The organism is Actinomadura sp. HBU206391 (assembly GCF_014323665.1).
In the GTDB taxonomy this organism is placed as follows: Bacteria; Actinomycetota; Actinomycetes; order Streptosporangiales; family Streptosporangiaceae; genus Actinomadura_C.
Window position 1 is genome coordinate 1 of sequence record NZ_JABVEB010000080.1, and the last position, 26,812, is coordinate 26,812.

Here is a 26,812-nt window from a genome sequence, read left to right on the forward strand (position 1 = left end):
CCGCGCCCGCCTCGGTACTCCCTTCCGGGCGCGGAGAGCCCCCAGCGAGTGCTCAGGCGCCTATGTACGCACCCGCCGCGCAGCCTTCGGCCCACCACGCCCCGGCCCACCACGCCCCGGCCCACCACACGCCGGCTCACCACGCTCAGCACCCCCCGGGTGGACCTCCGGCGCACGTCCCCCCATACGCCCAGACGACCGGGGCGGTCGTGAGCGGCGGCCCGCCGGCGAAACGACGCGGCCGGCCGGTCCTGCTCGCCGCCGGGCTCTCCGTACTCGCCGTACTGGCGGCCGGTACGGCGTGGGCGGTCACCCAGGGCGGCGATGAGCAGGGACGGAAGGCCGGCACGGAGGCCGCCGGCGCTCCCCAGGGCGAGGACGCCGGAGGTTCGGGGCCGACGGGCCGGCAGGGCGAAGGCGAGCTCGGCACGCGCACCAAGGACCCGGCCGAACTGACGACGGTGTCACCACGCGTCGGCAAGAGCTCCCCACAGCAGCCGCGGTCGGGCCGTCCCGCGCAGCCCCGGCCCTCCCAGCAGCCCAGCGGCGGCGGGGGCGGGGGCGGGGGCGGGGACGCCCCCAGTCGGCCGAACCCGTACACGCCTCAGCAGGTGTGCAACTCGGGCGGTCACGGCTCGGGCTACTACGTGCAGCGGTCCTCGGCGTTCACCGGCGGCAGGGTCTACCAGCTCTACAACAGCTCCGGCTACAACTGCGTGGTCACCATGAAGAGCTCCGAGGTCGGTCAGAAGACCAGCGTGTGGGCACAGCTCACCCGCAAGGACGGCACCAAGGGCTCCGACAGCGGATCGTTCGCCTACTACGCCGGCCCCGTCTTCGTCTACGCCAAGGGGCAGTGCGTGAAGTACGCGGGCGGCGGCGGCCACGGCAGCACCAGCGCTCCCTGGGGAAACTGCGGATAGGCCGGGCCCGGGCGGCTCAGGTGATCAGGTTGTCGAAATCGCCGTCCTTGGCCCCGAGGATGAGCGCCTCGATCTCAGGCCGCGTGTAGATGAGCACAGGTCCCTCGGGGTGGCGGGAGTTCCTGACCGCGATCCGCTCTCCGGGGAGCTCGGCGATCTCGACGCAGTTCCCCTGGGAGTTGCTGCGATGTGCCTTCTGCCACCTGGCCTCATGGAGCTTGGCGGCGGGCATTCCGTTGTAGGTCTTGTGCATCTATGTCTCTCTGAGAATCGCGCTGAGAAGCTCGACGGTGCCGTCCGGAGTGGCGCTGTCGACCGCCAGGCGTTCCATCGCCTGCATGTAGACGTCGACGTCGTCGCGCTTGTCCAGGTACAGAGCGCCCGTGAGGGTCTCGATGTAGACCACATCCGGTAGATCCGCCTCGGGAAACCGCAGGATGGAGAAGGCCCCGCCTTCGGCGGCGTGGCCACCGAAGGTGAACGGCATGACCTGCACGGTGATGTTGGGCAGTTTGGACACCGCGATGAGGTGTTCCAGCTGGTTCCTCATCACCTCATGGCCGCCGATGGGACGTCGCAGCGCGGCTTCGTCGAGCACGGCCCACAGTCTGGGGGCATTCGGCCCGATCAGCCGCTGCTGACGCTGCATGCGAAGCTCGACCCGCTGATCGATCTCGTGCGACGGCGCGTCGGCGTTGCCCAGCAGGAAGACCTCCCGGGCGTACGACTCCGACTGCAACAGGCCGGGCACGAACTGGAGCTCGTAGGTCCGGATCAGCGAGGCCGCCTCTTCCAGCCCCACGTAGGTCTGGAACCAGTGCGGCAGCACGTCGCCGTAGCGGTGCCACCACCCCGGGGCGTTGGCCTCCCTCGCCAGCCGCAGCAGTGCCTCCCGCTCGGCCTCGTCGGCGACGCCGTACAAGGTGAGGAGGTCCGCGACGTCCCGCTCTTTGAAGCTGACCCGGCCCAGTTCCAACCGGCTGATCTTCGACTCCGACGCACGGATGACGTACCCGGCCTCCTGACGGCTCACGCCACGCGCCTCACGTAGACGGCGCAGCTGTGAGCCGAGCAGGATTCGACGCACGGTCGAACCGGTACCCGGCGATTCAGGAGTCACGTCCAACCTCCAAGAGCTTCTGGGCGGACCGCACAAGTGTGCCATTCCCCTCCTGTGTTGGCGGGACCTCCAATCCTGATGAACCCGTGCCGCCACGGGCCCCCACCACGGGGATTTTTTCGACTTAAGGCAAATGCACGTGCATTGGGCCTTGCATTGGCACGCTACGATGCGCAGGATAACGCACGAGACCCTCGGGCACACGGCCGCACGATGAGAAGACATGCGGGGTAGGGATGACATCACGCCACGCACGCGACGGGATGCTGAACTGTGCCTTCACCTCGTCTCCGAACCACGATCGGGTCGACCTGCCACCGGGTCTGAGCGACGCCGTCGAGGCGCTCACCCTCGACCACGGACCGGCACTCACGTTCACCGTCGAACCCGAGCCCGAATCGGTCACCTTCGCCCGGCATTTCACCAGGACCACCCTCGAGCGCTGGGACATGAACTACCTCGTCGATGACGTGGGTCTCGTCGTCACCGAACTCGTCACCAACGCGCTGCGGCACAGCCTGCCGCCCCGGCTGGCCGAGCCCGCCGGCACGATCCAGCTGCGCTTGATCTGGCAGGCTCCGTACCTGCTGTGCGGCATCCAGGACGCCGGCCAGGAGCTGCCCAGGCGGCGAGAGCCCGACTTCGTCGGCGAGACCGGCCGCGGGCTCCACATCGTCGAGTCGTTCAGCAGCATGTGGGGATGGGCCCGCCTCACGGGCGGCAAGGTCGTGTGGGCGCTCTTCTGTCCTCCGGCCCGGGCCGATGAAGGCCCGATCCGGGCGGCGCACGGCTGACCCGCGTACGGCCGACCGGCGTACGGCGGCGGTTCGGTCACCGGCGAGCGTCTCGCGGCCGGGCGCGTCAAGGGCCGGCTGCGCCATCGCCGGCACGCCCCAAGGGTTACGGCCGGACGGCGATTGACCAGATGTGGCAGACCCGGTGTGCGACGCATTGACATGAACTGTCTCCGGGATCACGCTGGCGCAGCCCCCCGCTGATCACCGCTCCTGGAGGCGCGATGAAGCGTGCGTCAATCTCCCTGTTCGCCGCGGCGGCGCTGCTGGTCGGCACCTTCGGGTCCGCTCCCGCGAACGCGGCGCCGAAGCCCCCGGCCCCACCGCGCGGCGCGGTCGACGTCTACACCGCTGACCTCACCACCGACCAGCTCAAGATCTTGAACACCGCCGGCCTCGACCACGAGGACGTCGCGGTCGGCAAGACCGAGCGCGGCAGGACACGCGTCGAGGTCATCATGAACAGCACGCAGGTATCGACGCTCGGGAAACTGGGGGTCCCCCTGCAGCTCAAGATGGTCAAGGGGAAATCCGCGGCCCAGCGGGCGGCCGCCGCGGCCCCGGCCGTCTTCCGGCCCTACAGCGGCGCCGGGAACATCCGCGAGGAGATCGTCAAGCTGGCCGCCGACCATCCGTCGATCGCGAAGGCGGTCGACATCGGCACCACGGGTCAGGGCAAGCCGATCACCGCGGTACGGGTGAGCAAGGGGGTCGCGAAGCTCAAGGACGGGCAGCGGCCCGCCGTGCTCTTCCAGGCCACCCAGCACGCGCGGGAGTGGATCACTCCTGAGATGGTGCGCAGGCTGCTGCATCACTTCGTCGAGGGCTACGGCGCCGACCGGGAGCTGACGAAGATCATCGACACGACGGACGTGTGGTTCCTGCCCGTCGTCAACGTCGACGGCTACGACCTGACCTTCGAGGACGGCTTCCGGCTGTGGCGCAAGAACTTGCGCGACAACGACGGCGACGGTCAGCTCAGCGACCAGGACGGCGTCGACCCGAACCGCAACTTCCCTTACAGGTGGGGATACGACAACGAAGGCTCCTCGCCCAATTTCGCGGGCGAGACCTACCGGGGGCCGAGCGCGGGTTCGGAGCCCGAGACCAAGGCGCAGATAGGCCTGGTCAAGCGGGTCAGGCCGAAGTACATCATCAACTACCACTCGGCCGCCGAACTCCTGCTGCACGGCGTCGGCTGGCAGGCCCTCACCAGAAGCCCGGACGACGTCATCCACGACGCGCTCCTCGGCGACATCGACCACCCGGCGGTCCCCGGCTACACCCCCGAACTCGGCGCCCAGCTCTACACGACGAACGGCGAGACCGACGGGCACATGGACAACACCTTCGGCGCGCTGAGCATCACGCCCGAGATGTCCACCTGTGTGACCGCTTCGAACGTCGACCCCGACGACGCCTGGGAGCCTGCGGACTGCGGATCGGGCTTCGAGTTCCCCGACGACGAGACGCTGATCCAGGGCGAGTACGCGAAGAACGTCGCGCTCGCCGTCGCCACCGCGAAGTCCGTGCACGACCCGGACGACCCGGTGTCTCCGGTCGGCCGCACCGTGCCCGACTTCGAGGTCGACAAGTTCAGTGCCTCCTTCGGTTCGTCGCAGAAGGCCGCCTCCGTCATCCGCCGGTCGCTGCGCGACAAGACCATGAACTACAAGATCAACCGTGGCCGTACCCGTACCAGCGACGTCCGGGAGTGGCAGGGCGGCGAGCGGTTCGGCGACGAGAACGACGAGTACTTCGCGGAGTACCGCGGCACGGTTTCCGGCCAGCGCCCCGGTGACCGGGTCGAAGTGTGGTTCAGCGGCACCGAGCGGCACGGCGGCAAGGTGCAGAGCGAGCACTTCACCTACACCGTGCGCAACCAGAACGGCGCCGAGGTCCTGGTGATCGCCGACGAGGACTACAAGGGTGTCAACCCGATCTACCCGGCCGGCACGAACGCTCCGAAGTACGCGCAGCAGTACGTGGACGCGATCAAGGCCAACAAGGTCAAGCCACTGGTGTGGGACATCGACAAGGACGGTGTGCCTCACGATCTCGGCGTGCTCAAGCACTTCAAGGGAGTGGTCTGGTACCTCGGCGAGAACCGGCTGACGCAGGACGCGGCCGACGACCCGGTCCAGACATTCGCCGGGCCGTTCCCCGACTCTCAGGTCGCCGATCGGGCGCTACAACTCGTCCTGAACGTACGGTCGTATCTCAACGAGGGCGGCAAGCTGCTCTACACGGGTGAGACGGCCGGCTACTACGGGCCGCTCTACCAGGCCAACGGCGGAGGCATCTACTACGGCCTCAAGGGACACCCCGAGCGGCCCTGCGTCATCACGAGCAACCCCCGCGACGACTGCGAGCTCCTGTCGGACGACTTCACGCAGTACTACCTGGGCTCGTACGACCGTGCGGTGGTCCGGAACCCGACCGGCTTCACCGGGACCGGGCCACGGTTCGGCGGCGTCACCGCCGACTTCGGCGGCGCGCCGGCCAACCCGCTGAACGAGGCGGGCGGCCTCCAGGTGACCAGCACGGTCCTCCCGACGGCGCAGTTCCCGCAGTTCAGGAGCTGGAAGGCGGGCGACTATCTCGGGGCGGCCGGGCCGTACGAGCCGTACGAGGGCGCCTGGTACCTCACCGGGACGCACGAGGACTCGTTGTACCGGCGGCTGACCCGCACGATCGACCTGTCATCGGTCACCGCCGCGCAGGCACCCGCCCTGCAGGCGCAGATCGCGTACAGCACGGAACTGGGCTACGACCACGTGCTCCTGGAGGCGCACACCGTCGGCGCGGAGGACTGGACCACACTGCCCGACAAGAACGGGCGGACCCAGACCACCGTCCCGACCGAGTGCGAGGCGGACTTCTTCCTGGACATGCACCCGTTCCTGGGTCACTACCTGACCGGCGGCAACCCCTGTGGCAACACGGGTTCGAGCGGCGCGTGGAACTCGTTCACCGGGTCGTCGGGCGGCTGGGTGCCGGTGGCCTTCGACCTTTCGGCGTACGCCGGCAAGAAGGTCGAGGTGTCGATCGCGTACGTGAGCGATCCGTTCACCGGTGGCACCGGGCTCTTCGTCGACGACACCAGGGTCACCACGTCGGGCGGCCAGATCGACGCGGAGGGATTCGAGACGGGTCTCGGCCCGTGGGCGATCCAGGGAGCACCGGCCGGCAGCCCCGGCAACATCAGCGAGTTCGTCCGGTCCCAGGCCCTGATCGACTCCGTCTCGGCGGTGGCCACACCGGACTCGCTGACCTTCGGATTCGGACTCGAACAGGTGAAGACACCGGCCGAGCGCAACCTCCTCATGGGGCGGGCGCTCAAGCACCTGCTCGACTGACCTTGATCGAAGCCGGTCACCGACCGGCCGGCTGAGAAGGCTCCAAGGGCCGCCCCCACGGGGGCGGTCCTTGGCGTGTGACCAGCGTCACGGCACGCTTTGACAACTCTTGACCCCCCGCTTGCGTCTTTGTAGGTGGGGACGCGCGAGAACGGTCGAGAGGCCGGTGCAACGATGCCTCGCTCCCCATGCCCTTGGTTCAGAGCTTATGTCTGTTTTGTCCGATTTTTGGTATGTTGAGGCCGTGGGTGCGCCATCTCCACCCCTGCGCACCGTCTCATGACCCGGCCGACGAGCCCGATGTGATCGGCGAGGGCATCCCCGTACAAGGGCGGATCATCCGCCCAGCCAAGGAGTTACGGAGCGATGACGATGACTGTCGCCATGCCTACCCGCCAAATGGACGTCGAGCGCTATGAACGCGACGTGCTGCCCCTGATCAGCCCTCTCTACGCCAGCGCGGTGCGCATGACGCGCAACAGCGCCGACGCCGAGGACCTCGTGCAGGAGACCCTGGCCAAGGCGTACGTGAACTTCCACCAGTTCAAGGAAGGCACGAACCTCAAGGCCTGGCTGCACCGGATCCTCACCAACAACTTCATCAACACCTACCGCAAGAAGCAGCGTGAACCGCAGCGGACCGGCTCCGAGGAACTGGAGAACTGGCAGCTCACGCGAACCGAGTCGCACAGTGCCGGACTGCGTTCCGCCGAGGCCGAGGCCCTCGACCGGATGCCCGACTCCGAGATCCTCACAGCGCTGCGATCACTGCCCGACGAGTTCCGGCAGGCCGTCGTGCTCGCCGACATCGAGGGTTACCCCTACAAGGAGATCGCTCAGATGATGGGCACGCCCATCGGCACGGTGATGTCCCGTCTCCACCGTGGTCGCAAGCAGCTCCGCGTGCTGCTCGCCCACCACGATCACGCCCTCGCCGCCTGAGCCGGAGCCGCCCCGCCGGGCCCGGATCGGCGACCCGTCCCGGTCGCCTCACCGCCCCCGTCCCCCTCGCCCCCGTGCGCGACGCCACCGGCTATGCCGGGGGACGAAGATGACGCATGAGCTGCTCATAACGCTGCCATCCCTCGGATGACCGGCCGTCGCCGAGTTCGAACCACATCACGGCCGACCCGGGGTCCCCGATCGGCCGCCCGGGGACCCCAGGAGGGGCCGACCCCATTCCCATCTCCGCGCCCACCGCCATGCCGATCGGCGCCGGGGCGCCCATCCATCGCGGCTCCGTCGTGAGATCGGGACGCCCGGGGCTCAGCTGCGCGAACAGCGACGCCAGCCGGTGCTCGGCGGCCACCGTGCCGATCAGCGTGGACAGGTTCGAGACCGGTGGCGGATCGGCCGCCGAGAATCCGAACACCAGCGTCCCCGCCTCTTCAGCACCCCCCTGCTCCGAGGTGAGCAGCATGGTCCCGACCATCGTGCGGTGCTGTTCGGCCGGCGGTGTCCCGCCGTTCTCACCCGCGTCCGGTCCCGTCCCGTCACCGGCCGCCGGCCGGCCGCCGACGACCGCGAGCCAGGTGGCGCGGGGCGAGCGCCGCCGGATGAGCCCGTTCATCTCATCCAGGCTCCACAGGTTCGCGGCCGGTTCGGCCGTCCCCCAGCCGAGCGGCGGATGCCCGGTGAACAACCGGCACAGATGGGCCACCACGCCACCGAGAACATCACCAGAGCCATGCCTGATCCGGAACGTCAATGTCAGCTGGGCGCCGACCGGCCCGGTCGAACGCGTGGTGTAACCGGGAGCGTAGTCGCGCGCCTCGGGCACCGGGCTGAACGCCGCGCCGTCCCAGCGCAGCGGGCGGCCGGTCAGACCGTCGTAGTAGCCGCCACCGTCGCGGACCACCCAGAGCGATGTCGGCCCGGTCAGCACGAGCTTCAGCGGCAGCGACAGCCTGGAGCCCACCGGCGTGACGATCTGCAGTCCACGCCCGGACTCACCGCATACGCGCAGTGCGTCGGCCAGCCACTGGTTGAACGCCACCACCGGCCGGTCCCACAGGACCACCATCGCCTCGCGGGTGAGCGCGTCGACCGCAGGTGATGAGTTCATGGCCTCGCCTCCGCTCGGCGGCTCGGCGCGGCGCTCATGATCGCGCCTTTCCGGCCCAGACCGTGCCGCCCCGCCAATGGACCAGATCATCGGCGAACCGCCGGGCGATGCGTTCCGCCTCCGGAAGATCGGCGGCGGCCCGGACGTCGACCCACCAGACCGGCACACCGACCCGGCCGGACAGCTCGGGGCCCAGCAGGCGTTCGACCTCTCCCGGCACGTTGATCAGCACTGGCACCTCGATGGAGACGATCAGGCGGCCGGTCGGATCGTACAGGTGGGTGATCCCGCCTTCCAGCTCGTGCATCCGCAGCTCCTCGCCGAAGGCGAGCATTCCGTCGATCACGGTGCGGACGTCCGGCTGATTGCGCACCAGCGCAACGATGTCGCAGGTCAGCGTCCTCATCTCCCCTGATCGAAACGGCGGCAGTCTAGCTGCGACCCGCCCCTGGCTGAAGTCATTTGCGATCAAACCGCGGCGGATCGCATGAACGTCTCCGCGGCGATCCGCGTCACCGCCGCCCGGGTGGCCCCGGCCAGCCGCCTGCCCTCGATCGCCGTGCCGGCCGCAACGTGCCGGTCGTACGGCATCTTGATCACGGTCATGCCGCCCACGCTCAGCATCTGCTCCGCGCGCTCGAAGTCGGCGTCGGCATGCGGTGAGTGGGTCACCAGCACGATGATCGTGCGCGGCAGCAGCGCCTCGAAGCCGTTCACCGCGTACCAGTCCAGGGCCCCTCGAGCGCTCATCGCTCCGTCGACGGTGCCGGGGGCCACGAGGATCTGGCTGTGCGCGGTGGCGAGGATCCCACGCTGCAGCGCCGTGACGATACCGGCCCCGCAGTCGATCACCGCCACGGAGAAGTAACGGCTGAGCCCGGCCGTCGCCGTGCGGAAGGTGTCCAGATCGAGTTCCGCACCGATCCGGCCGCCGGCGGCCGCGGACAGCACCCATGCCCCGTCACCGGTCTGCGCCAGATAACCCGCGGCCTCTTCCCAGGTGCTCGGTCGCGCGGCCGCCACATCGTGCACCGACCGTTCCGCGTGCACTCCGAGCCGAAGCGGCAGCGACCCGAGGCCCGAGTCCGCGTCGACCGCGAGGACCCTGTCCTCGCGGAGCTGCGCGAGGACCGTCGCGGTGAGCGCCGCGACGGTGGTCTTGCCGGACCCGCCGCGCAAGCTCATGACCGCGATCTCGCGGCAGGAGGTCACCGGCTGACGGACCAGGGCGGTCATCTCCCCAAGTTCTCGGCCACCGCCGACGGTGGAGCCGCCGAAGGCCTTCCGCACGCCCTGGCTCATCCGGCGCCTGAGCGGATCACCGTGCCTGCTGCGGCGAACCAGATCGACGCGCTGCGGCTGCGGCCCGAGACCCTGCGGCGACGGGAACCCGGCCCGGGGCGGCTGCTCCAGCGGCTGCGCCGGATGGGCCGGATGCGCCGGGAAGGCGGGCGGCGGCGGGTCTGCGGACCACGCGGCGGCATCCGCGGGATCCGCCTGCCGGGCGGAACCGTTCGGATGTGGTGCCTCTGCGGGCGGCGTACCCGTCAGGTCGAACCGGGACAGCCGCTGGAAGGTCACCGTGTCGCGACGGCCGCCCGGCGGCGGCTTCGGCCGCGCCGGTGGCACTGGCCGCGGTGGCTCTGGCTGTGACGGTTCTGGCTGCGGCGGCGCTGGCTGCGGCTGGAGTTGTGCCGATTCCGGCTGCGGCGGTTGCAGCCTCGGCAGCAGCGCCGGCGGCAGCGGTGGCTGCTCCGGCTGCGGCGGCGGATCATGTCGCGGCTCGACGGACGGCTCGGGAGCCGGAGCCGGAGCCTGAACCGGAACCGGGGTGACCGGCGGCGGGCTCGGGGGTTGCGGAGCCGGGGCCGGGGCCGAGCCGAGGCCTGCATCAGCACCGAAGCCCGAGCCAGGGCCGGGGCCCGGCGCCGCTTCGGCGACCGGAATGGGGGCCGCGGGTTGCCCGGGCAACGGCTGCACTCTGATGGGGCGGGTCGGCACCGCGTCGACGACCGGGGGCTGCGCACTGGCGCCCAGATCGGGAGCCGGGCCGAACGCCGCACCCATCGACGTGACGAGGCCTGCCCCGGAAACACCGAGGTCACGGAGTACGACGTGCTGCCATTGCTGGTCGGACACGCGTTCCCCTCTCGATGCTCGAGCGTGCGGGCTCAGGCCCGGGGTGCCGCTCGATCCTATCTGGGCTTCGACCGATCGTTGCGCCCGGCGGTTCCCCCTTCCCGTCATCCGGGAAGCCTCGTGGCCGACCGGATTGCGGGCTCACCCCCCGAAGCCGACACGGAGCGGCCGAATACCACCCTCCTTTACGGGTAGGGCGCGCATGACCCGGAAAGGAGCGGCGGTGGCCCCGACGCCGGACGGGTGCGACGTCCCCCGGCATCGGCAGGACACCGCGGCACTAGCGAAGAGGGCGACTGACGGTGGACGAGCGAGGCCTGCCGACGTGGCAGATCACCCTGCCGGAGCGGGTGCGGCGGCCCAGCCGGGACAACGGTCGGGATAACGTTCGAGACGTGTCCTACGCCGAGGCTCCCTCCGTCATCACCAACGAACTGGCCGTGGAGATCGCCCGGCTGGGAGTGGTCCGTGACTCCTCCGAGGTGGGCACGCTGCGCCGGGTCACCGACCTTGCGGCGCGGGCGGTTCTCGGCTGCGCCGGCGCGACCACCGTGCGATGGACGCTCTCGCGACACGGAGCCGCCCACAACGCGGTCAAACCGCGGATGGCCGCGGCGAGCCATCCCGACCTCGCCGAGCTGATCGACGTCCAACTCGATCGTGGCGAGGGCCCGATCTTCGACGCCGTGTCCGGGCGTGTGCCCGTGAGCTGCGAGGACACCCTCTCCGAAACCCGCTGGCCCGTCCATACCGCGGCCATGCTGCGACGAGGCGTCCGGTGCTTCACCACCACCGTGCACGAGACCGGGGACATGTTCGTGACGCTGTCGCTGTACGGCGTCATGCCCGGTGCCCTCGATCCCGGCCAGTTCGCGATGGCCGAGCTGCTCGTCGCGCAGGGCGGGGCGGCGGTCTCCAACACCCGGGAGTACGACGACGCGCAACGTACCGCCGTGCAACTGCGGCAGGCGGTCGCCGCCCGAGCGGTCGTCGACCAGGCCAAGGGGATCCTCATGCACGCGATGGGCTGCGACGCCGACACCGCCTTCGCCGAGCTCCGGCGAATCTCGCAGACCCGGCACATGAAGCTCACCTCGATCGCGCAGCGGATCGTTGCCCGCAATGAGCTTCCTGACATTCCATGACCTTCGCGCGGATAGCATGCACTCGGGCCGCCTGACCCGACGTTCCTGCTAGAGGATTCCCGAATGTCAGATCAACTCGAGCCCGAAGTGCTCATGCGCGAGATCAGCGGGCTCGCAGATCGCCTGGGCGAGCTGCGGCAGGCCGCGGCCATGCCCGAGCCCGATCTGCGCACCATGCTCGACGCCGCACTCGTCGAGCTGGATCTGGCCCTTTCGGCCCTCCGTACCGTCGGCGCGGGGCACGCCTCGGCGGGCGGCAGGACCACGGCCGCCGAGTCCGAGCGCAGGGTGCTGCGCACGGTCTTCCAGGACGCACCGGTGCCGCTCTTCCTGATGGACCGCGACGGCGGCGTACGCCGGGTGAACCAGCAGGCCGCCCTACTCCTCGGCACGTCGGCCGGTTATGTGGCCGGCAAGCCGTTCATCGTCTTCTGCGATCTGTCCACCCGGGCCGCCCTGCGCTCACAGCTGGCCGCCGTCGTGCGCACGGGAGAGCGCCGCCAGACCACCGTGCGGTTCCTGAGCAAGCCGAGGCCCCTGAAGGCCGTCGTCACGCTCGCCCGCGCCTGGATCCGCGGCGAGCCCGAACCGCTGGTCGTGGCCGCGGTCACTCCCCTCAGCGGCCGGCTGCCGGATCCGCAGCCGCCCGAGCGGCTCACCGCGGGCGACGAGGCGGCCGCCGCCGTCGTGCACCGCATGGACGTACTGGCCAGTGCGAGCGAGCTGCTGCTCACCGAGCCGCTCTTCAACGAGGCGGTGGCGATACGCCGCTGTGCCCGGCTCCTCCTCGCCGAGCTGGCCGACTGGGTGATCGTGGATCTGGCGGGTCGCACCGGGTTCCGCCGCCAGTTGGTGTTCGGGCCCGACGACGACCGCTGCGACGAGATCATCCAGTCGCTCGAAGCGGTGGATCCGCAGCCCGGCACCCTGCCCTACACGGTGTACAGCACCCGCCAAACGGCGGTGCACGCGCACGTGGAGGACCTCGACATGCTCGGCGCCGCGGCCGACGGCACGTCCGCGTGCGTGCTGATGGGCGCGACGTCCGTGCTCAGCGTGCCGATCGAGGACGGCGAGAAGAGCCTCGGCGCCATCACACTGACCTGCGGAGGTGAGAACGGGCCGTTCGACCTGCTCGATCTCGGCGTCGTGCAGCGGCTCGGCCGCCATCTGGCGCTGGTGATCCGCGCCGCCCGCATGTACCGCCGGCGTGCCGCCGTCGCCGACACCCTCCAGGCCAGCCTGCTCCCCAGCCACCTGCCCAAGGTGCCGGGGATCGACCTGGCCGCCCGCTATCTCGGCGCCACCAACGGCGAAGAGGTGGGCGGGGACTTCTACGACGTCTTCGAGACCACCTCGGGCGGCTGGAACTTCGTGCTCGGAGACGTGTGCGGCAAGGGCGAAGAGGCGGCCGCGGTCACCGCCACCGCCCGGCACGGCATCCGGCTGCTCTCCCGGTTCCACCAGGACCCCGGCGAGGTGCTGACCATGGTCAACGAGGCCCTGCTCAGCGAGGAGCGGTTCGTCACCGCCGTGCTCGTCGGCCTGAACGCCGAAGGCGACCGGACGGCGACCGTCAGCACCGCGGGCCATCCCCCGCCCATCCTCGTCCGCTCCGACGGCGTCGTCCGCATCGCGAGCTGTGGAGGCGTGCCGCTCGGCGTGTTCGACGACTTCAGCCCCGGTAAGGAGTCCATCGACCTGCGCGAGGGCGACACGCTCCTGCTGCACTCCGACGGAGTCCTCGACACGGTGGACGTCCAGGGTGAGCGGTTCGGCCAGGAGCGGCTGATCGAGGTGCTCGCCGCCAACAGCGCCAACCCGGCGAGCGAGATGCTGCTGGCCGTGGAGCACGCCCTCATGAACTTCTGCGACGGCGATCTGCGCGATGACCTGTCGGTTCTCGCCGTCCGCGTCCTCCCGCAGACACCCCTGTAGACGCCGCGGGCCGAAACCTATTCTGCGGATTCAGGTTTGGCGGGCACCGGTTATGGCAAGATGACAGTCATAGGTGCCTAAGAAGCAGGCACAACCCCATGGGACACGTGTGTGTCCGGTGAAGAACCTGGGAGTTGTGCATGCGAGGCATCGACGCGATCTCAAGCGGCCAGGTGGCCGCTGATCACTGCGCGCGGGTCGCGCCTCAACACAGCCGATCAATATCGCCGGTCTCACAGCTGCGTCTGCTGCTGAGGTCGGCCGCTGCCGCATACCCCAGGCACTGCCGTACGGCGCCCCACTCCATTGACTCTTCGCGAGGTTACCCCCAATGAAGATTGCCATGATCTCCTTGTTCGCCAACCCACTCGTCGCCGACGGTTCTGGGCACAGCGTCCACGTCGCCGAGCTCGCTCGTGAGCTCGGCCGTGAGGGTCACCACGTCACCGTCTACATCCGCCGGCAGGACTCCGAGGCCAGGGACAAGGTCCGGCTCGGTCCCGGTGTGACCGTCGAGCAGGTCACCGCCGGCCCGACGCGCCGGCTGGGCGCCGACGAGGTCCTGGCCCACGTCGCCGAGTTCGGGCGCCACCTGGCCCGGCGGTGGGAGGACACCCGGCCCGACGTCGTCCACGCGTTCTTCTGGACGAGCGGGCTCGCCGCCCTCTCGGGAGCGAAGGACCTGGACATCCCGGTGGTGCAGACCTACCACACCCTCGGCCTGGAGCAGCCGCGGCCCCGAGCCGCCGACCACACCGGCCACGTGCAGCGCATCCGGCTGGAGAAGGCGATCGGCCTCACCGCCGACGCGGTGATCCCCACGTGCGATGCAGAGGCCGACCAGCTCCTGCGCATGTCGGTGCCGCGGTCCCGCATCGAGGTCGTGCCGACGGGCGTCGATGTGGACCAGTTCACCCCGCAGGGCCCGGCGTACCCACGCGGCGAGAGGCGGCGGCTGCTCGTGCTGTCCGACCTGAACGAGCGCGAGGACGTCGGTACCGCCATCAAGGCCCTCGCCCGCATTCCCGGCACCGAGCTGGTCATCGCCGGCGGCCCGCCCCGCGAGGAGCTGGAGACCGACGAGGCGGTGCACCGGTTGACCGTGATCGCCAAGGAGGCCGGCGTCGCCGACCGGGTCACCTTCCTCGGCCAGGTCGAGCACAAGAACGTGCCGCGGCTGCTGCGCTCCGCCGACGTCCTGCTCACCCTGCCCTGGGCCAAGACCTTCGGCATGGTGCCGCTCGAGGCGATGGCCTGTGGCGTGCCGGTCGTGGCGACCGATGTGGGCGGCAACTCCGACAGCATCATCGAGAACGTGACCGGTGTGCACGTGCCGGCGCGACGGCCGATCGAGGTGGCCAGGCGGGTCCGCACTCTGCTCGCCGACCCGACCCAGCTCAACGCCCTGGGCATCGCGGCGGCCGACCGGGCGCGCTCCCGCTACTCGTGGCCGCGCGTGGCCGGCGAGACGGCCAAGGTCTACCAGAAGGTGATCGAGCGCCGGACCCTTCGCGACGCGGTCGCCGAACTCCCCGGGTGACGAAGCGGCGCTGACGTCGAACTCGGGCGCCGTCGCACTGGCCTACTCCACGGCAGTGCGACGGCGCTCGTCATGTACTTTCCGGAGTCTTCCAAGCTGCGGCGCGCTCAGCAGAAGCCAGCGAAGCAGGACCGGCCGGGCGCCTCGGCCTCAGTAGGACTTGCCGAAGAGCAGCCGCTTGCCGTAGGCGCTCGGACGGTCGCACCTGACGCACTCACCGGACTCCTCCGGAGCCTCCAGCGGAATGCAGCGCGGCGTCGCGGCGGTGTCGGCCTTGATCTCGTCCTCGCACTCGCTGCGGCCACAGTGGAACGCCCGGGCCCAGCCGCCGCTCACCTGCTCGGCGAAGGCGTCCCAGGAGTCGACCGTGGCGATGTGCTCATCGCGGAACGTCTCGGCCCGCCGCAGCAGGAACTCCTGGAACTCCTCCAGGATGCCCGGCAGCAGCGCCGCGGCCTCGTCGAGGCGGAGGGGCTCCTTGCCCTGCCCCTCGACCGTCGGTAGCCGCCTGGCCAGCGTGACGACCCCGCCCTCGAGGTCACGGGGGCCGAGCTCCAGCCGGACCGGCACGCCGCGCATCTCCCAGTCGTTGAACTTGAAGCCGGGCGACAGCTGGGGACGGTTGTCGTCGACGTGCACCCGGATGCCCGCCCGCTTGAGCTCGGCGCCGAGCTCGCGCGCCGCCGCTCCCGTGCGCTCGGCCACCTCGCCTCGGCCGATCGGGACGATCACCACCTGGTACGGGGCCAACCGGGGCGGCAGCACGAGGCCCTTGTCGTCGCCGTGGGTCATGACGACGCCGCCGATCATGCGGGTGCTCATGCCCCAGGACGTCGTGTGGGTGAGGGTGAGCTGCCCGGCCTCGTCCTGGTACTGGATCTCGAAGGCCTTGGCGAAGTTGGTACCGAGGTAGTGCGAGGTGCCGGACTGCAGAGCCCGGCCGTCGCGCATCATGCCCTCGATCGTGTAGGTCCGCACGGCGCCCGCGAACCGCTCGCCGGGCGTCTTCTCCCCCGCCACGACGGGGATCGCGGCGAGGTCGCGCGCCACACCGGCGTAGGCGTCGAGCGCCCACATCGTCTCGCGCATCGCGTCTTCCTCATCGGCATGGGCGGTGTGGCCCTCCTGCCAGAGGAACTCGGTGGTCCGCAGGAACATCCGCGGGCGCATCTCCCAGCGGACCACGTTGGCCCACTGGTTGAGCAGCAGCGGCAGATCACGATGCGAGTCGATCCACTTCGCCATGTACTCGCCGATGACGGTCTCGGAGGTGGGCCGCACGATCAGCGGCTCCTCGAGCTCCTTGCCGCCCGCCACCGTCACCACGGCGAGCTCGGGCGAGAACCCCTCGACGTGCTCCGCCTCGCGCTTGAGGTAGGACTCCGGGATGAACATCGGGAAGCAGGCGTTCTCGTGCCCGGCTTCCTTGATCCGCCCGTCCAGGTCCGACTGGATCAGCTCCCAGATCCGGTAGCCGTACGGCCGGATGACCATCGTGCCCCGCACCGGCCCGCGATCGACGAGCTGCGCCCGAAGAACGAGCTCGTTGTACCAGGCGGAGAAGTCCTCGCTCTGTGGTGTAACGCCTTCCCGACTCACCCCCGAGAGATTACTCGGTCGGCGCCCCTGCGGCCGCCACTCCGGCTAGAGAGCAAGATCGAAAGCGATCTCCACCTCGTCCGCGAGCTTGAGCGCGCCGAAGAAGGCGGAGTACGGCTTGATGCCCCACTCGCTCTGCGTGATGGTGGCGCCGCCGCGCAACCGGTCATCGGCCACCGCCGCCCGGATCGTGACAGGCCGGGTGACATCCATGATCGTCAGGTCGCCCTCGATCGTGAGGTCCGCGGGCGTGCCCGTGACACGGGAGGACCGGAAGGTGATGGTCGGATGGCGGTCCGTGTGCAGGATCTTCTCGCGCAGGGTGCTCTGGATCTCACCGCGATCGCCGCCGGTCAGCGGCTTGACGCCGCCGGTGCCCTCTCGCACCTCCAGTGAACCGGCGTCCACCGAGACCGCCACCGATGACGCCGTGGGGTCCGCCGGGACGACCTCGATCGTCCCCTCCCACCGCGCCGGCTCGAGCGTGAGATCGTGCCCGGCCCGCCGGCCCATACCGGTCCGGCCCGTCTTGACCAGCAGGTGGCCCGTCTCGGGTCCGACCTTGTGCGTGCCCTCGTTCAGCGTCATACGCCGACGTTACGTCCGGCCGGGCGACCTGACCACCGATCCGGCGTCCCGCGTACGGGATTGTGCGTACGGTGTCCCCCGTCGGAGCGGCGCCTCAGCGGTGCCGGGCGCCGGCGCGCAGCCGCTCCGGGTCGACCTCGCGGTCGGGCCACCTGCGCAGGTACTCCGTCTCGAGCGCGGCCGAGCGCCGCGTGTGCTCGTCCAAGGCCTGGTCGGCCGCGTGCCGCAGCGCCTCGAGCCGGGTCTCGTGCAGGTGACCGAGCTCGCGCATCAGATCCTCGTCGCTGAGCTCGCCCGGATCCACTCCGAAGGTCATGGCTTCCCCTCTCGTCGCCTTACGAGAGGGGAGTACCCCGCCAGACCCCGGCAAACATGTGCCGGTGCGGCACTTACTTGCCAGTGGCGTTGGTGTATTCCTTGATGACCTCGGCGGGATCGCCGTCCATCCGGACCTGACCGTCGTCGAGCCAGATGACCCGGTTGCAGGTCTCCTCGATGACGTCGAGGTTGTGCGCCACCAGGAAGACCGCGCCGGCGTCCCTGCGCAACTCCTCGATCTTGGCCTTGCTCCGGCGCTTGAACTTGGCGTCGCCGGTCGCGAGGGCCTCGTCGATCAGCAGCACGTCGTGCGTGCGGGCGGCCGCGATCGCGAAGCGCAACCGGGCGCCCATGCCCGAGGAGTACGTGCTCATCGGATACTGGATGAAGCCCGGCTTGAGATCGGCGAAGTTCACGATCTCGTCGTACTTCTCCTTGGTCTCCTGCGGGGACAGGCCCATGGCGAGGCAGCCGAGAACGATGTTGCGCTCGCCCGTGAGGTCCTTCATCAGGGCCGCGCTGACACCGAGGAGCGACGGCTGCCCGTCGGTGTAGACGCCGCCCCGGTGCGGTGGCAGCAGCCCCGCTATCGCCTTGAGCAGCGTGGACTTGCCGGACCCGTTGGTGCCGATGATGCCCACCGCGTCACCCCGGTAGGCGATGAACGAGACGCCGCGAACGGCGTGGATCTCCTTCATCTGCGGCCGGTTCTGGCGCTTGATCACCCGCATCAGCGCGGTGGCGGCCGAGCCCTTGTCGCCGCCCCCGCCGTACACGCGGTAGACGATGTGCAGGTCGTCGACCACGACGATCGGATCCCGGGTCTGGTCGATCACGACCTCGGGCTGCTCGATGTCCTGCCTGCGCTTGTCGGCGTTCCCCACGGGCTTTCTGGTCTTTTCCTTGACGTCAGCCACGGCCGTACCTCTCCTCGGCGCGGTAGAAGTACCAGAATCCCCCCATGAATGCGACCACTGCCCAGCCGAGGCCGTACAACCACAGGTGGTGGTGGGTCCAGCCCTGCCTGGCGAGGTCACTCCGGTACGACCCCAGCAGCGACGTCCGGACGAGCTCGACGTACACCGAACCGGGGTTGAACTCCAGGAGCTTGCCGATCAAGGGGTGGCCCTTTGTCTTCTCTGCGGTCATGAAGAAGATGCCGGAGGCGTAGAACCACGTCCGCAGGATGAACGGTAGCAGTTGCTGGATGTCGCGTACGAAGGCGCCCATCCGCGCGATGACCAGGCTGGCCCCGATGTTGAAGACCAGCTGCATCAGCAACGCGGGCACGAGGAGCAGCCAGTGCCAGGTCGGCAGTTCGCCGAAGCCCACCACGATGACGACCAGCACGCCCATCGCGACGAGCAGGTGCTGCAACTCCACGATCACGAAGGCGAACGGGAGCGACGCCCTCGGGAAGTGCAGCGCCCGGATCAGCGAGAGATTGTTGCCGATCGACTTGGCGCCCGCGATCATCGACCGCTGGCAGAACGAGAAGACGAAGACGCCCGTGACCAGGAAAGGGATGTAGTCGGTCACGCCCCGCTTCTGCTGCAGCAGAACCCCGAAGATCAGGTAGTAGATGAAGGCGTTGAGCAGCGGGGTCAAGACCTGCCAGAGCTGTCCCAGCCTGGAGCTGGTGTACATCGACATGCTCTTGGACGAGGCGAAGTTCCAGATGAACGTACGCCGCTGCCAGACATCGCGTATATAACGGCCCAAGGGCGGGCGCGCCGCGCTCTGTGTCAGTCCGTACCGCGCGGCGAACTCGGCCAGGGATTCGCTGCTTTTCCCGTTGGGGGAAGGGGGCTTTGCGATCGCGCCGACCGGCTCGCCACCCGGGGGGCTGAGCCGTTCCGGGTGACTCATATCGCGAAGCCTATTGCAGTTGGCGGTGGCTCAGGCACGTTCCTCCTCATGTGGAGCCTGATCTGTGATCTTCGAAGGCATCATGTCCGATTCCACGGGGATAACAGGCGCATGTCGCTCACACGCACGTTGAACAAGCTCGACCGGCGGGCCTTCGAGGCCGTCGCGGAGGCGCACTTGCCCGGCTTCGAATCCGTCCTGCCCACCTTGTCGCGGGCCGCCGATAACTCGCTCCTGTGGTTCGGCACCGCGGCGGCGTTCGGGCTGAGCCGCAAGCCGCACCTGCGCCGAGCCGCCCTACGCGGTGTCATCGGCATCTCCGTCGCGAGCCCGATCGCCAACCTGGCGGGCAAGCACGCCTTCCGGCGCAAGCGCCCGATCCTCGACCTCGTACCGCAGGGACGGCGGCGCTGGGCCGTCCCGACCTCGCACGCCTTCCCGTCCGGGCACGCGGCCGCGGCGACGGCGTTCGCCACGGCGGTGGCCATGGAGGCACGGCCGAGGATCTCGCTGCCGATCGCCGGGCTGGCCGCCGCGGTCGCCCTTTCCCGCGTCTACACCGGGGCCCACTACCCCGGCGACGTACTGGCCGGCATCGGAATCGGCGCCGGCGCCGGGATCGCGACCCGGCTGGTCTGGCCGGCCCGTCCCTCGGTCTCGCACGTCGTACGGACGGGCGGGGTGGAGTGCGACTCCCCCACGATCACCGAGGACGGGCAGGGAATCGTCGCGGTGGTCAATCCGGACGCGGGGCCGGGGCCCTCGATCGCCGACACCATCGGCAAGCAACTGCCGGCCGCCGAGATCGTTGAGCTCGGTCCCGACGACGACGTGGCCTCGATCCTGGACAAGGCGGCCGGCCGGGCCGAGGTCCTCGCCGTCGCGGGCGGCGATGGCACCATGAACGCGGGTGCGCAGGCGGCGCTCAAGCACGATGTGACGTTGCTGCCGATCCCCGGCGGCACGCTCAACCGCTTCGCCCGGACGCTGGGCATCGAGACGGTGCCCGACGCCATCGCCGCCTACCGCAGCGGCTGCGTCACCCGCGTCGACGTCGGCCGGGTCGAGCAGCCCGACGGGGAGGACCTGGTCTTCCTCAACACGGCGAGTTTCGGCGCCTACACCGAGCTGGTCGACCGGCGCGAGCGGCTGGAGGACCGGCTCGGGAAGTGGCCCGCGCTGGCCGTCGCGGCGACCCGGGTGCTGCGGAACTGGGAGCCCGACGAAGTGGTGATCGACGGGCGGATCCGGCACGTATGGCTGGCCTTCATCGGCAACTGCGAGTATGGCACGCGGGGCACCACACCCACCTGGCGCCGGCGACTGTCGGACGGACGGCTCGACATCCGCCTCATCACCACCAGCGGCCCGTCGGGCCGGCTGCGGGCGCTCGCCGCGGTGCTGGTCGGACATCTCCGCCTGACGCCGGGCTACTCGGCCTGGCATGCGGGGGCGATGCGCCTGTCCGCGCCGGAGGGCCGGCTGCGCCTGGCCCGGGACGGCGAGACCTGTGAGGTACAGCCGTCGGTGGTCTTCGGCAAGCACCCCGCCGCGCTGCAGGTGTTCTGCCCGGTCTGAGCGTGCGGAGCCACCCGTGAACCCGAATCGGCCCGACTGATAGGTGTATGAGGACGACATCAGTCGCCACGAGTCCGAAGAGCGAAGAATGAGGTAGCCATGCCCGGCCGACCCCCGCTTCCGTACGACTTCCTGCCCGAGGTCGCGTCGTTCACCGTCACCAGCGACGATGTCGCCGACGGTGAGCAGATGGCGAACGCCCACGTGTTCGACGACTGGGGTTTCAGCGGTGAGAACCGCTCGCCGCACCTGCGCTGGGAGGGCTTCCCGGCCGAGACCAAGAGCTTCGCCGTCACGTGCTTCGACCCCGACGCGCCGACGGGCAGCGGGTTCTGGCACTGGGTGCTGTTCGACGTCCCCGCCGGGGTGACGGAGCTCCCCACCGGCAGCGGAACGGCCGACGCCAAGGCCGGCACGCAGGCCCGCAACGACTACGGGATCAAGGCGTTCGGCGGTGCGGCGCCGCCGCCGGGCACACCGCACCGCTACGCGTTCGCGGTGCACGCCCTCGGTGTCGAGCAACTCGGCGTCGACTCGGACACGAGCCCGGCGGTGGTCGGCTTCAACATCACCGCCAACACGCTGGCCCGCGCGCTGATCGTCCCTGTCTACGGTCACTGAGCCGCGGCTCTCCTCGCCGCACGCCGGTCATGGTGCATCGCCTGCCCCACGCTCATGGAAGTAAGCGGCGGTGGCCGCGAGGGCGTCGCCGAGAGGCGTGCGGCGGTAGAGCACGGCCCGCCCGCTCCGCGCGCGGGCCACGAGCCCGGCCGACCGCAGGATCGCGAGGTGGTCGCCCACGGCGCCGAGACTCATCCGCAGCCGCCCGCTGAGCTGCGTGGTGGTCGCGGGTTCGACGAGCGCCCGCAGCAGCCTGGCTCTCGACCTGCCGAGCAGCCGGTCGAGAGCCTCCGGCTCGCGCTCTCCGCCGTTCTCCCAGAGCGCGGCCGTGCCCCTGGCCGGATAGATCAGGGTGTACGGCCACGGCCGCTCCAGCTGGAAGCCGAGGGACTCGGGCGCGGCGAACACGGTGGGCACGAACAGCAGCCCCGTGCCGCCTGGCCGGAAGCGTTCTCCGTCGAGCCTGCTCTCGGCCTCGATCACGCCCTCGGCCGGGCGCCAGCGGACGCCGGGCGACAGGCCGGCGAGGGCCTCCGCCCAGCCGTACGCCGCGAGCCGTCCGGCGCGGTGCACCAGATCCTGCTCCAGGATCGACCGGAGCAGCGGCCAGTCCGGCTCCACCACGGCCCGCCACAGCGCCTCGAGGCCTCCAGCGAGCAGCCCGACGACGTCGGGCGCGTCGAGCACCGCCCGCACGTCCCCGGCCGGGGGCGTGACCCCCTGAAGATTACGGGCGAGTTCGTCGCGCGCCTGCCCTAGCGGGGTGGCCCGCACGACGGCGAGCTGGTCGGCGACGGTCTCGTTCGGCCCGTTCGGCGGCGGAGCGATGAAGTCGGCCCGGTAGTGACCGCGCGGAGTGCACAGGGCCGCCAGGGCGCGTACGGCCGGGTCGCGGCGGCACAGCCGCAGGTACGGGTCCACGGCGCGCGCCGTCCACGTCCGCAGGGAGGCGGAGTGGGCTCCGTGGGTCAGGACGAAGAGAACGGCGCCGACCTCGTGCAGCGGCGCGATGGCGAACCGGCTGGCCGCGACGTCCTGACGGGACACCTCGATGCGGATCATGTTACGCCTCCCGACGAAACATTAGCCCCGGCCACGACCACGGCCGACGATGCCCGCATGTCCATGACGAGTCCCGCGCGCTACCGCGATGTGTTCGCCTCGGCCGAGTTCCGGGTCCTCTTCGGCGTGCAGACGCTGCTCGTGCTGGGTGACACGGTCAAGATGCTGGCCTTGTCGGTGCTGGTCTACCAACGCACCGATTCACCGCTCGCGGCCGCCGTGGCCTACACCGCCGGCATCCTGCCGTACGCGGCCGGCGGGGTCCTGCTGCTGTCACTCGCCGATCGGGTGCGCCCGCGCACCCTGCTGGTGTGGTTCCACACGGCACGGTTCGCGGTCACCGGCCTGCTCGCCCTCGGCGGCCTGCCCATCCCGGTGGCGATCGGGCTGGTCGCACTGACCGGGCTGTTCGCACCGGTCGGCACGGCGGCCGCGAGCGGGCTGCTGCCCGACCTGCTGGACGGTGACGGGTACGTGCTCGCCCGATCCCTGCTCACCATGACCTCGGCCGGCGCGCAGATCGCCGGGCAGGCGGCGGGTGGCGTCCTGCTGCTGATGATCGAGCCGTACGGCGTGCTCTGGCTGGCGACCGCGAGCTGCCTGGCGGCCGCGGTGGCGGCCCGGTTCGGGCTGCGCGACCGCCCGGCCCGCGCGGAGCGGGCCGCCGTGTCCGCGGTGCGGGCCACGTGGCGGGGCAACCGGCGGCTGCTGGCCGACCCGATGATCCGCGGTCTGCTGCTCGGCCAGTGGCTGCCTATCTCGTTCGCTGTGGGGGCCGAGGGCGTGATGATCCCGTACGCCGCGAGCCTCGGCCGGCCTGGGGCCGCGGGCATCATGCTGGCCGCGGCGGCGGGCGGGATGTTCGCGGGGTCGTTCGTGCTGGGCCGGTTCGCCGGACCTGCCAGGCGCGAGCGGCTCACCCTGCCACTGGCGCTGCTGCCGGGCGCGTCCCTGTTGTTCTTCATGATGTCGCCCGGGCCGGTGGCCGCCTCGGTCCTCGCCGCCGTCTCGGCCTTCGGGTTCGCCTACGAGCTCGGCCTGCAGCGCCGGTTCCTCGCGGCCGCCCCGAAGGAGCAGCGCGGACAGGCGCTCGGGCTGGCCTCCACCGGGGTCATGTCCGGCCAGGCGCTGTGCATGGCGCTGGCGGGGGGCGCGGCCGAGCTGCTCCCGCCCCACGTGGTGATGGCCCTGTTCGGTGCGATGTCCGTGGCCGCGACGGCGGCACTGCGCCGCCACCTCGGGCCGCAAGGGTCCGGGGCCGCGCCCTCGACGCGGCCCCGGTAAGCCCCGCTTGCGCACCCACGGGACCAGCGACGTCCAGGCGACGGTTCCGGCCCTTCCGGCCATCGCCGTGTGCCCCCGGTTCCGTCGCCCTCGCGTCACACCCGAACGGCACCGGCGCCCAGGCTGCCACGGCCGCCGGACCGTGCGACTCCACCTTCCGCCGCGCCGCTATGAATTCGCTTCGAATCCGCTACCGCTCACTCGGGGGCCGGCTCGAACGGGAACCGGTCGGCGAAGGCCGGCCGCAGGCCGTCGAGCCACACCGCCTCCGGGTCGTACTTGGCGTAGAACGGCCGGTTCACCAGGTCGGCGTCGCGGCACTGGAGGAAGCGCAGCGCGAAGACCTTCTCGCCGAAGAGCTCGACGACGCCGTCGACGCACACCTTGCCCGGCGTCGCGGACATGGACGGCCCCCGAACGGTGCGCGCGAGCCCCGAGACGTTCTTGTAGGCGTCACGGAAGACCTCGTAGGCATGGCCGAGCGGCACCGCGAAGTAGTCCTGCGGGCCCGTGTCACGCTCCACGAACATGTAGTACGGGATCATCCCCATGCGGACCTGCTGGCGCCACATGCTCTCCCACACCGCGGGATCGTCGTTGATCGAGCGGATGAGCGGCGCCTGGGTGCGGATCACCGCACCGGTGTCACGGATGCGGCGAACCGCCTCGCGGACCAACGGTGACTCCATCTCGCGCGGATGCGAGAAGTGCGCCATGAACGCCAGGTTCCGGCCCGACGCGACGACCCTCTCGAACAGCCGCAGCATGTCGTCGGCGTCGGGGTCGGTCACGAACTTCTGCGGCCAGTACGCCAGCGACTTGGTGCCGATCCGGATCGACTCGAGCTGGTCGAGATCGAGCAGCGGGTCGATGTAGCGCCGCAGCACCGACTCACCCATGATCATCGGATCGCCGCCGGTGAACAGGACGCTGGTGACCGCGGGGTGCGACACCAGGTAGTCGTACAGGCGGGTGGTGTCGTCGCCCGCCATCTTGAGGCTGGGCTCTCCGACGAACTGCGCCCAGCGGAAGCAGTAGGTGCAGTACGCGTGACACGTCTGCCCTTGCTTGGGGAAGAAGAGCACGGTCTCGCGGTACTTGTGCTGAACGCCGGGCAGCGTTCCGTCGCCGAAGCTCGGGATGTTGAGCTGCATCTGGCCGGCCGGATGAGGGTTGAGCTTGACGCGGACGGCGTTCGCCGCCGCGTCGATCTCGGCCTTCGGCGCGTCCCTGCGGAGCAGATCCACGATGCGTGCGACGTCCGCCGCGGGAAGCATGTCCTCCTGAGGGAAGACGAGCCGGTAAATGGGATCGTCGGGAGCGGCCGACCAATCGATCAGTTCGTCCACGACGTAGCTGTTCGTTCGGAACGGCAGCACCGTCGCCACTGCCCGGATCGCCAAGCGCTCGTCGGGCGACAACCTTGCCCGCGCGGTGAGCTCGTCCAGGTGCTTCGCCGTGAAGGCGCGGAACTTACGACCGGTGGATCGCACCGCAGGCGGTGCCGCATCGTTGACCAAAGTCACGTCGGCATAACTCCTTGAGATTGGTTGGAACGCGTGCCAATGCGTACGTCGACGGCCGTCGCCCAGCGCCGAGGCCCATCGGCACAAGAGCCGGCAATGTCACGCACAGTGATCGCCTCAACTGGAAGTTGAGGCTTCGCGGGTCGATACCTCCTCACCACACGGCTCCGGCGACGTGGTCGTCCGAAGCGATCCGCACGCTCCCCACCCTCATTGATACCGTTTCCGCCGCGTCTGGTGACGTGGCGGCACGGCCGTGAAGGCTCCATCGGCATAACGATCGCTCCCCGCGTAAAGTGGCGGCCCGGCCGCACGAATCGGAGACCCGGCATCACGTGCGCGTGTCCTCACGGTGTCCGGGAGGCCCGCGCGAGGCCCGCAAAGCGCCGGCAATCCCCCGGAATCCGCTCGGAACAGCCTTGTCAGAAGTGTCGGCCTCATGCCGCTCCACGGGTAAAGAATTCCGAGTATGGGCATGTCAGAGGGGGTGTGCGGTTAGGAAGGGACGGTGGGGCCGGGGCGGCGTGCGACCGAGGCCGGGACCGTGCCGGCGTTCGCCGTCGCGTTACTCGGCATGGCCGCGATCACGTACGCCTCCTTCGTACTGGAGTCCTTACTCAGCCCTGACCCCGATGTCGTCAACGGCTACGTCAGCGAGCTCTCGGCCGTCGATCAGCCCGACCATCTCGTCTACGACATCGGCGACTTCATCACGGGGGCGCTGGTGATCATCGCGGCGGCCACCGCACTCGTGACCCTGCGCCGCAGGCCGTGGGCCGAGGCCGGCTGGGCCTTCCTGTTGATGTTCGGCGTCGCCACCATCGGCGACGCCTCGTTCCCGCTCGACTGCGCGACCAGCGAGGACACCGCGTGCGCGCTACGGGAACGAGCCGGCAAGGTGTCGTTCTCCCATCAGTTCCACTCGGTGACGAGCGCCACGGCGATCACCTGCGCCACGGTGGCGCTGTTCGCCCTGTCGATCGCCGCCCGGCGCTACGGCTGGTGGCCCTCCCTCGCCCGCTGGGGCCCCCCGCTCGCCGTCGCGAACGTGCTGGCCGCGATCGTCGTGACCACTCTCATGGTGGTGGGCGTGTGGTTCGGCATCGCGCAACGCCTGCAGATCATCATCCTGTGCCTGAACCTGCTGCTCATCGCCTGGGCGCTGCACGCCGACCGCCGCGCATCGACCCCGAAGATCGGACGGCAGGCGACAAGACGATGCACCCCTTCGAAGCGACCTGAGCCACCGGCTGGAACGATGCAGTGAGACGTGCCGCGATGTCCGGACGAGCGGGGGCCGGGGAGGGCGCGACGGTGGGTGGACCGAGGAGCGCAGGGAGCGGG

The 26,812-nt window shown here is 70.0% G+C and carries 24 protein-coding genes; 12 read left to right on the forward strand and 12 right to left on the reverse strand.

Going from position 1 to position 26,812, the window contains the following annotated elements:
- Positions 1-209: 209 nt before the first annotated feature.
- Complete coding sequence (locus HKK72_RS21900; RefSeq protein ID WP_187236279.1) at positions 210-923, forward strand: hypothetical protein; 714 nt, start codon at positions 210-212, stop codon at positions 921-923.
- A 16-nt stretch (positions 924-939) separates the two neighbouring features.
- Here the strand turns inward: HKK72_RS21900 and HKK72_RS21905 are convergent, their stop codons facing one another.
- Together HKK72_RS21905 and HKK72_RS21910 are read right to left on the reverse strand one after the other, a co-directional pair.
- Positions 940-1,176: a DUF397 domain-containing protein gene (locus HKK72_RS21905; protein WP_187236280.1), complete on the reverse strand. Its 237-nt coding sequence runs from the start codon at positions 1,174-1,176 to the stop codon at positions 940-942.
- Complete coding sequence (locus HKK72_RS21910) at positions 1,177-2,088, reverse strand: helix-turn-helix domain-containing protein (RefSeq protein WP_222720985.1); 912 nt, start codon at positions 2,086-2,088, stop codon at positions 1,177-1,179. It lies immediately after the preceding gene.
- Positions 2,089-2,279: 191 nt separating this feature from the next.
- Here HKK72_RS21910 and HKK72_RS21915 point away from each other — a divergent pair, with 191 nt between their 5' ends.
- From HKK72_RS21915 to HKK72_RS21925, 3 genes are all read left to right on the forward strand, one after another.
- Positions 2,280-2,837: an ATP-binding protein gene (locus HKK72_RS21915; RefSeq protein ID WP_261987055.1), complete on the forward strand. Its 558-nt coding sequence runs from the start codon at positions 2,280-2,282 to the stop codon at positions 2,835-2,837.
- 224 nt (positions 2,838-3,061) lie between these two features.
- Positions 3,062-6,196 (forward strand): M14 family metallopeptidase, encoded by a 3,135-nt coding sequence (locus HKK72_RS21920; protein ID WP_187236282.1) that lies wholly within the window; start codon positions 3,062-3,064, stop codon positions 6,194-6,196.
- Between the two features lie 372 nt (positions 6,197-6,568).
- Positions 6,569-7,138: a sigma-70 family RNA polymerase sigma factor gene (locus tag HKK72_RS21925; protein ID WP_410050329.1), complete on the forward strand. Its 570-nt coding sequence runs from the start codon at positions 6,569-6,571 to the stop codon at positions 7,136-7,138.
- A 91-nt stretch (positions 7,139-7,229) separates the two neighbouring features.
- Here the strand turns inward: HKK72_RS21925 and HKK72_RS21930 are convergent, their stop codons facing one another.
- From HKK72_RS21930 to HKK72_RS21940, 3 genes are all read right to left on the reverse strand, one after another.
- Positions 7,230-8,261 (reverse strand): DUF6177 family protein, encoded by a 1,032-nt coding sequence (locus tag HKK72_RS21930; protein WP_222720986.1) that lies wholly within the window; start codon positions 8,259-8,261, stop codon positions 7,230-7,232.
- Positions 8,262-8,295: 34 nt separating this feature from the next.
- On the reverse strand, positions 8,296-8,667 hold the full coding sequence (locus HKK72_RS21935) for a hypothetical protein (RefSeq protein WP_187236284.1): 372 nt from the start codon (positions 8,665-8,667) through the stop codon (positions 8,296-8,298).
- A gap of 62 nt (positions 8,668-8,729) precedes the next feature.
- Positions 8,730-9,551, reverse strand: a complete 822-nt coding sequence (locus HKK72_RS21940) for an AAA family ATPase (RefSeq protein ID WP_187236285.1) — start codon at positions 9,549-9,551, stop codon at positions 8,730-8,732.
- A gap of 33 nt (positions 9,552-9,584) precedes the next feature.
- Here HKK72_RS21940 and HKK72_RS21945 point away from each other — a divergent pair, with 33 nt between their 5' ends.
- The 4 genes from HKK72_RS21945 to HKK72_RS21960 all read left to right on the forward strand — a co-directional run bounded on the left by HKK72_RS21945 (position 9,585) and on the right by HKK72_RS21960 (position 15,023).
- Positions 9,585-9,914: a hypothetical protein gene (locus tag HKK72_RS21945; protein WP_187236286.1), complete on the forward strand. Its 330-nt coding sequence runs from the start codon at positions 9,585-9,587 to the stop codon at positions 9,912-9,914.
- A gap of 881 nt (positions 9,915-10,795) precedes the next feature.
- The gene (locus HKK72_RS21950; protein ID WP_187236287.1) at positions 10,796-11,545 is read left to right on the forward strand and encodes an ANTAR domain-containing response regulator; all 750 of its coding nucleotides are present in this window, start codon (positions 10,796-10,798) and stop codon (positions 11,543-11,545) included.
- 63 nt (positions 11,546-11,608) lie between these two features.
- A complete protein-coding gene (locus HKK72_RS21955) occupies positions 11,609-13,483 on the forward strand; it encodes a SpoIIE family protein phosphatase (RefSeq protein ID WP_187236288.1) in 1,875 nt (624 codons plus the stop codon).
- Positions 13,484-13,814: 331 nt separating this feature from the next.
- Positions 13,815-15,023, forward strand: a complete 1,209-nt coding sequence (locus HKK72_RS21960) for a glycosyltransferase (protein WP_187236289.1) — start codon at positions 13,815-13,817, stop codon at positions 15,021-15,023.
- 150 nt (positions 15,024-15,173) lie between these two features.
- Here HKK72_RS21960 and proS read toward each other — a convergent pair whose 3' ends face one another.
- From proS to HKK72_RS21985, 5 genes are all read right to left on the reverse strand, one after another.
- Positions 15,174-16,622, reverse strand: coding sequence for a proline--tRNA ligase (gene proS, locus HKK72_RS21965; protein WP_187236290.1), 1,449 nt, complete (start codon positions 16,620-16,622; stop codon positions 15,174-15,176).
- A 45-nt stretch (positions 16,623-16,667) separates the two neighbouring features.
- Positions 16,668-17,210: a YceI family protein gene (locus tag HKK72_RS21970; protein ID WP_187236291.1), complete on the reverse strand. Its 543-nt coding sequence runs from the start codon at positions 17,208-17,210 to the stop codon at positions 16,668-16,670.
- 94 nt (positions 17,211-17,304) lie between these two features.
- Positions 17,305-17,526 (reverse strand): DUF6158 family protein, encoded by a 222-nt coding sequence (locus tag HKK72_RS21975; RefSeq protein ID WP_187236292.1) that lies wholly within the window; start codon positions 17,524-17,526, stop codon positions 17,305-17,307.
- Between the two features lie 73 nt (positions 17,527-17,599).
- Positions 17,600-18,445 carry an ABC transporter ATP-binding protein gene (locus HKK72_RS21980; protein WP_410050328.1) on the reverse strand — a complete coding sequence of 282 codons (846 nt, stop codon included), beginning with the start codon at positions 18,443-18,445 and terminating at the stop codon, positions 17,600-17,602.
- Entirely contained in the window at positions 18,438-19,397 is a 960-nt protein-coding gene (locus tag HKK72_RS21985) for an ABC transporter permease (protein WP_187236293.1), read from the reverse strand. The genes HKK72_RS21980 and HKK72_RS21985 overlap by 8 nt, the downstream gene beginning before the upstream one ends.
- A gap of 111 nt (positions 19,398-19,508) precedes the next feature.
- Between HKK72_RS21985 and HKK72_RS21990 the strand changes: the two genes are divergently transcribed.
- Both HKK72_RS21990 and HKK72_RS21995 read left to right on the forward strand, forming a co-directional pair.
- Complete coding sequence (locus HKK72_RS21990; protein ID WP_187236294.1) at positions 19,509-20,975, forward strand: bifunctional phosphatase PAP2/diacylglycerol kinase family protein; 1,467 nt, start codon at positions 19,509-19,511, stop codon at positions 20,973-20,975.
- Positions 20,976-21,074: 99 nt separating this feature from the next.
- Positions 21,075-21,596, forward strand: coding sequence for a YbhB/YbcL family Raf kinase inhibitor-like protein (locus tag HKK72_RS21995; protein ID WP_187236295.1), 522 nt, complete (start codon positions 21,075-21,077; stop codon positions 21,594-21,596).
- A 27-nt stretch (positions 21,597-21,623) separates the two neighbouring features.
- Here the strand turns inward: HKK72_RS21995 and HKK72_RS22000 are convergent, their stop codons facing one another.
- Positions 21,624-22,658 carry a DUF5937 family protein gene (locus HKK72_RS22000; RefSeq protein WP_222720987.1) on the reverse strand — a complete coding sequence of 345 codons (1,035 nt, stop codon included), beginning with the start codon at positions 22,656-22,658 and terminating at the stop codon, positions 21,624-21,626.
- Between the two features lie 57 nt (positions 22,659-22,715).
- Here HKK72_RS22000 and HKK72_RS22005 point away from each other — a divergent pair, with 57 nt between their 5' ends.
- Entirely contained in the window at positions 22,716-23,942 is a 1,227-nt protein-coding gene (locus tag HKK72_RS22005; RefSeq protein WP_187236296.1) for an MFS transporter, read from the forward strand.
- A 197-nt stretch (positions 23,943-24,139) separates the two neighbouring features.
- On the opposite strand, the gene HKK72_RS22010 is transcribed toward HKK72_RS22005, so the two are convergent.
- Positions 24,140-25,468, reverse strand: coding sequence for a KamA family radical SAM protein (locus HKK72_RS22010; RefSeq protein ID WP_187236297.1), 1,329 nt, complete (start codon positions 25,466-25,468; stop codon positions 24,140-24,142).
- A 508-nt stretch (positions 25,469-25,976) separates the two neighbouring features.
- Between HKK72_RS22010 and HKK72_RS22015 the strand changes: the two genes are divergently transcribed.
- Entirely contained in the window at positions 25,977-26,735 is a 759-nt protein-coding gene (locus tag HKK72_RS22015) for a DUF998 domain-containing protein (protein WP_315987384.1), read from the forward strand.
- The last annotated feature ends 77 nt before the right edge of the window (positions 26,736-26,812 follow it).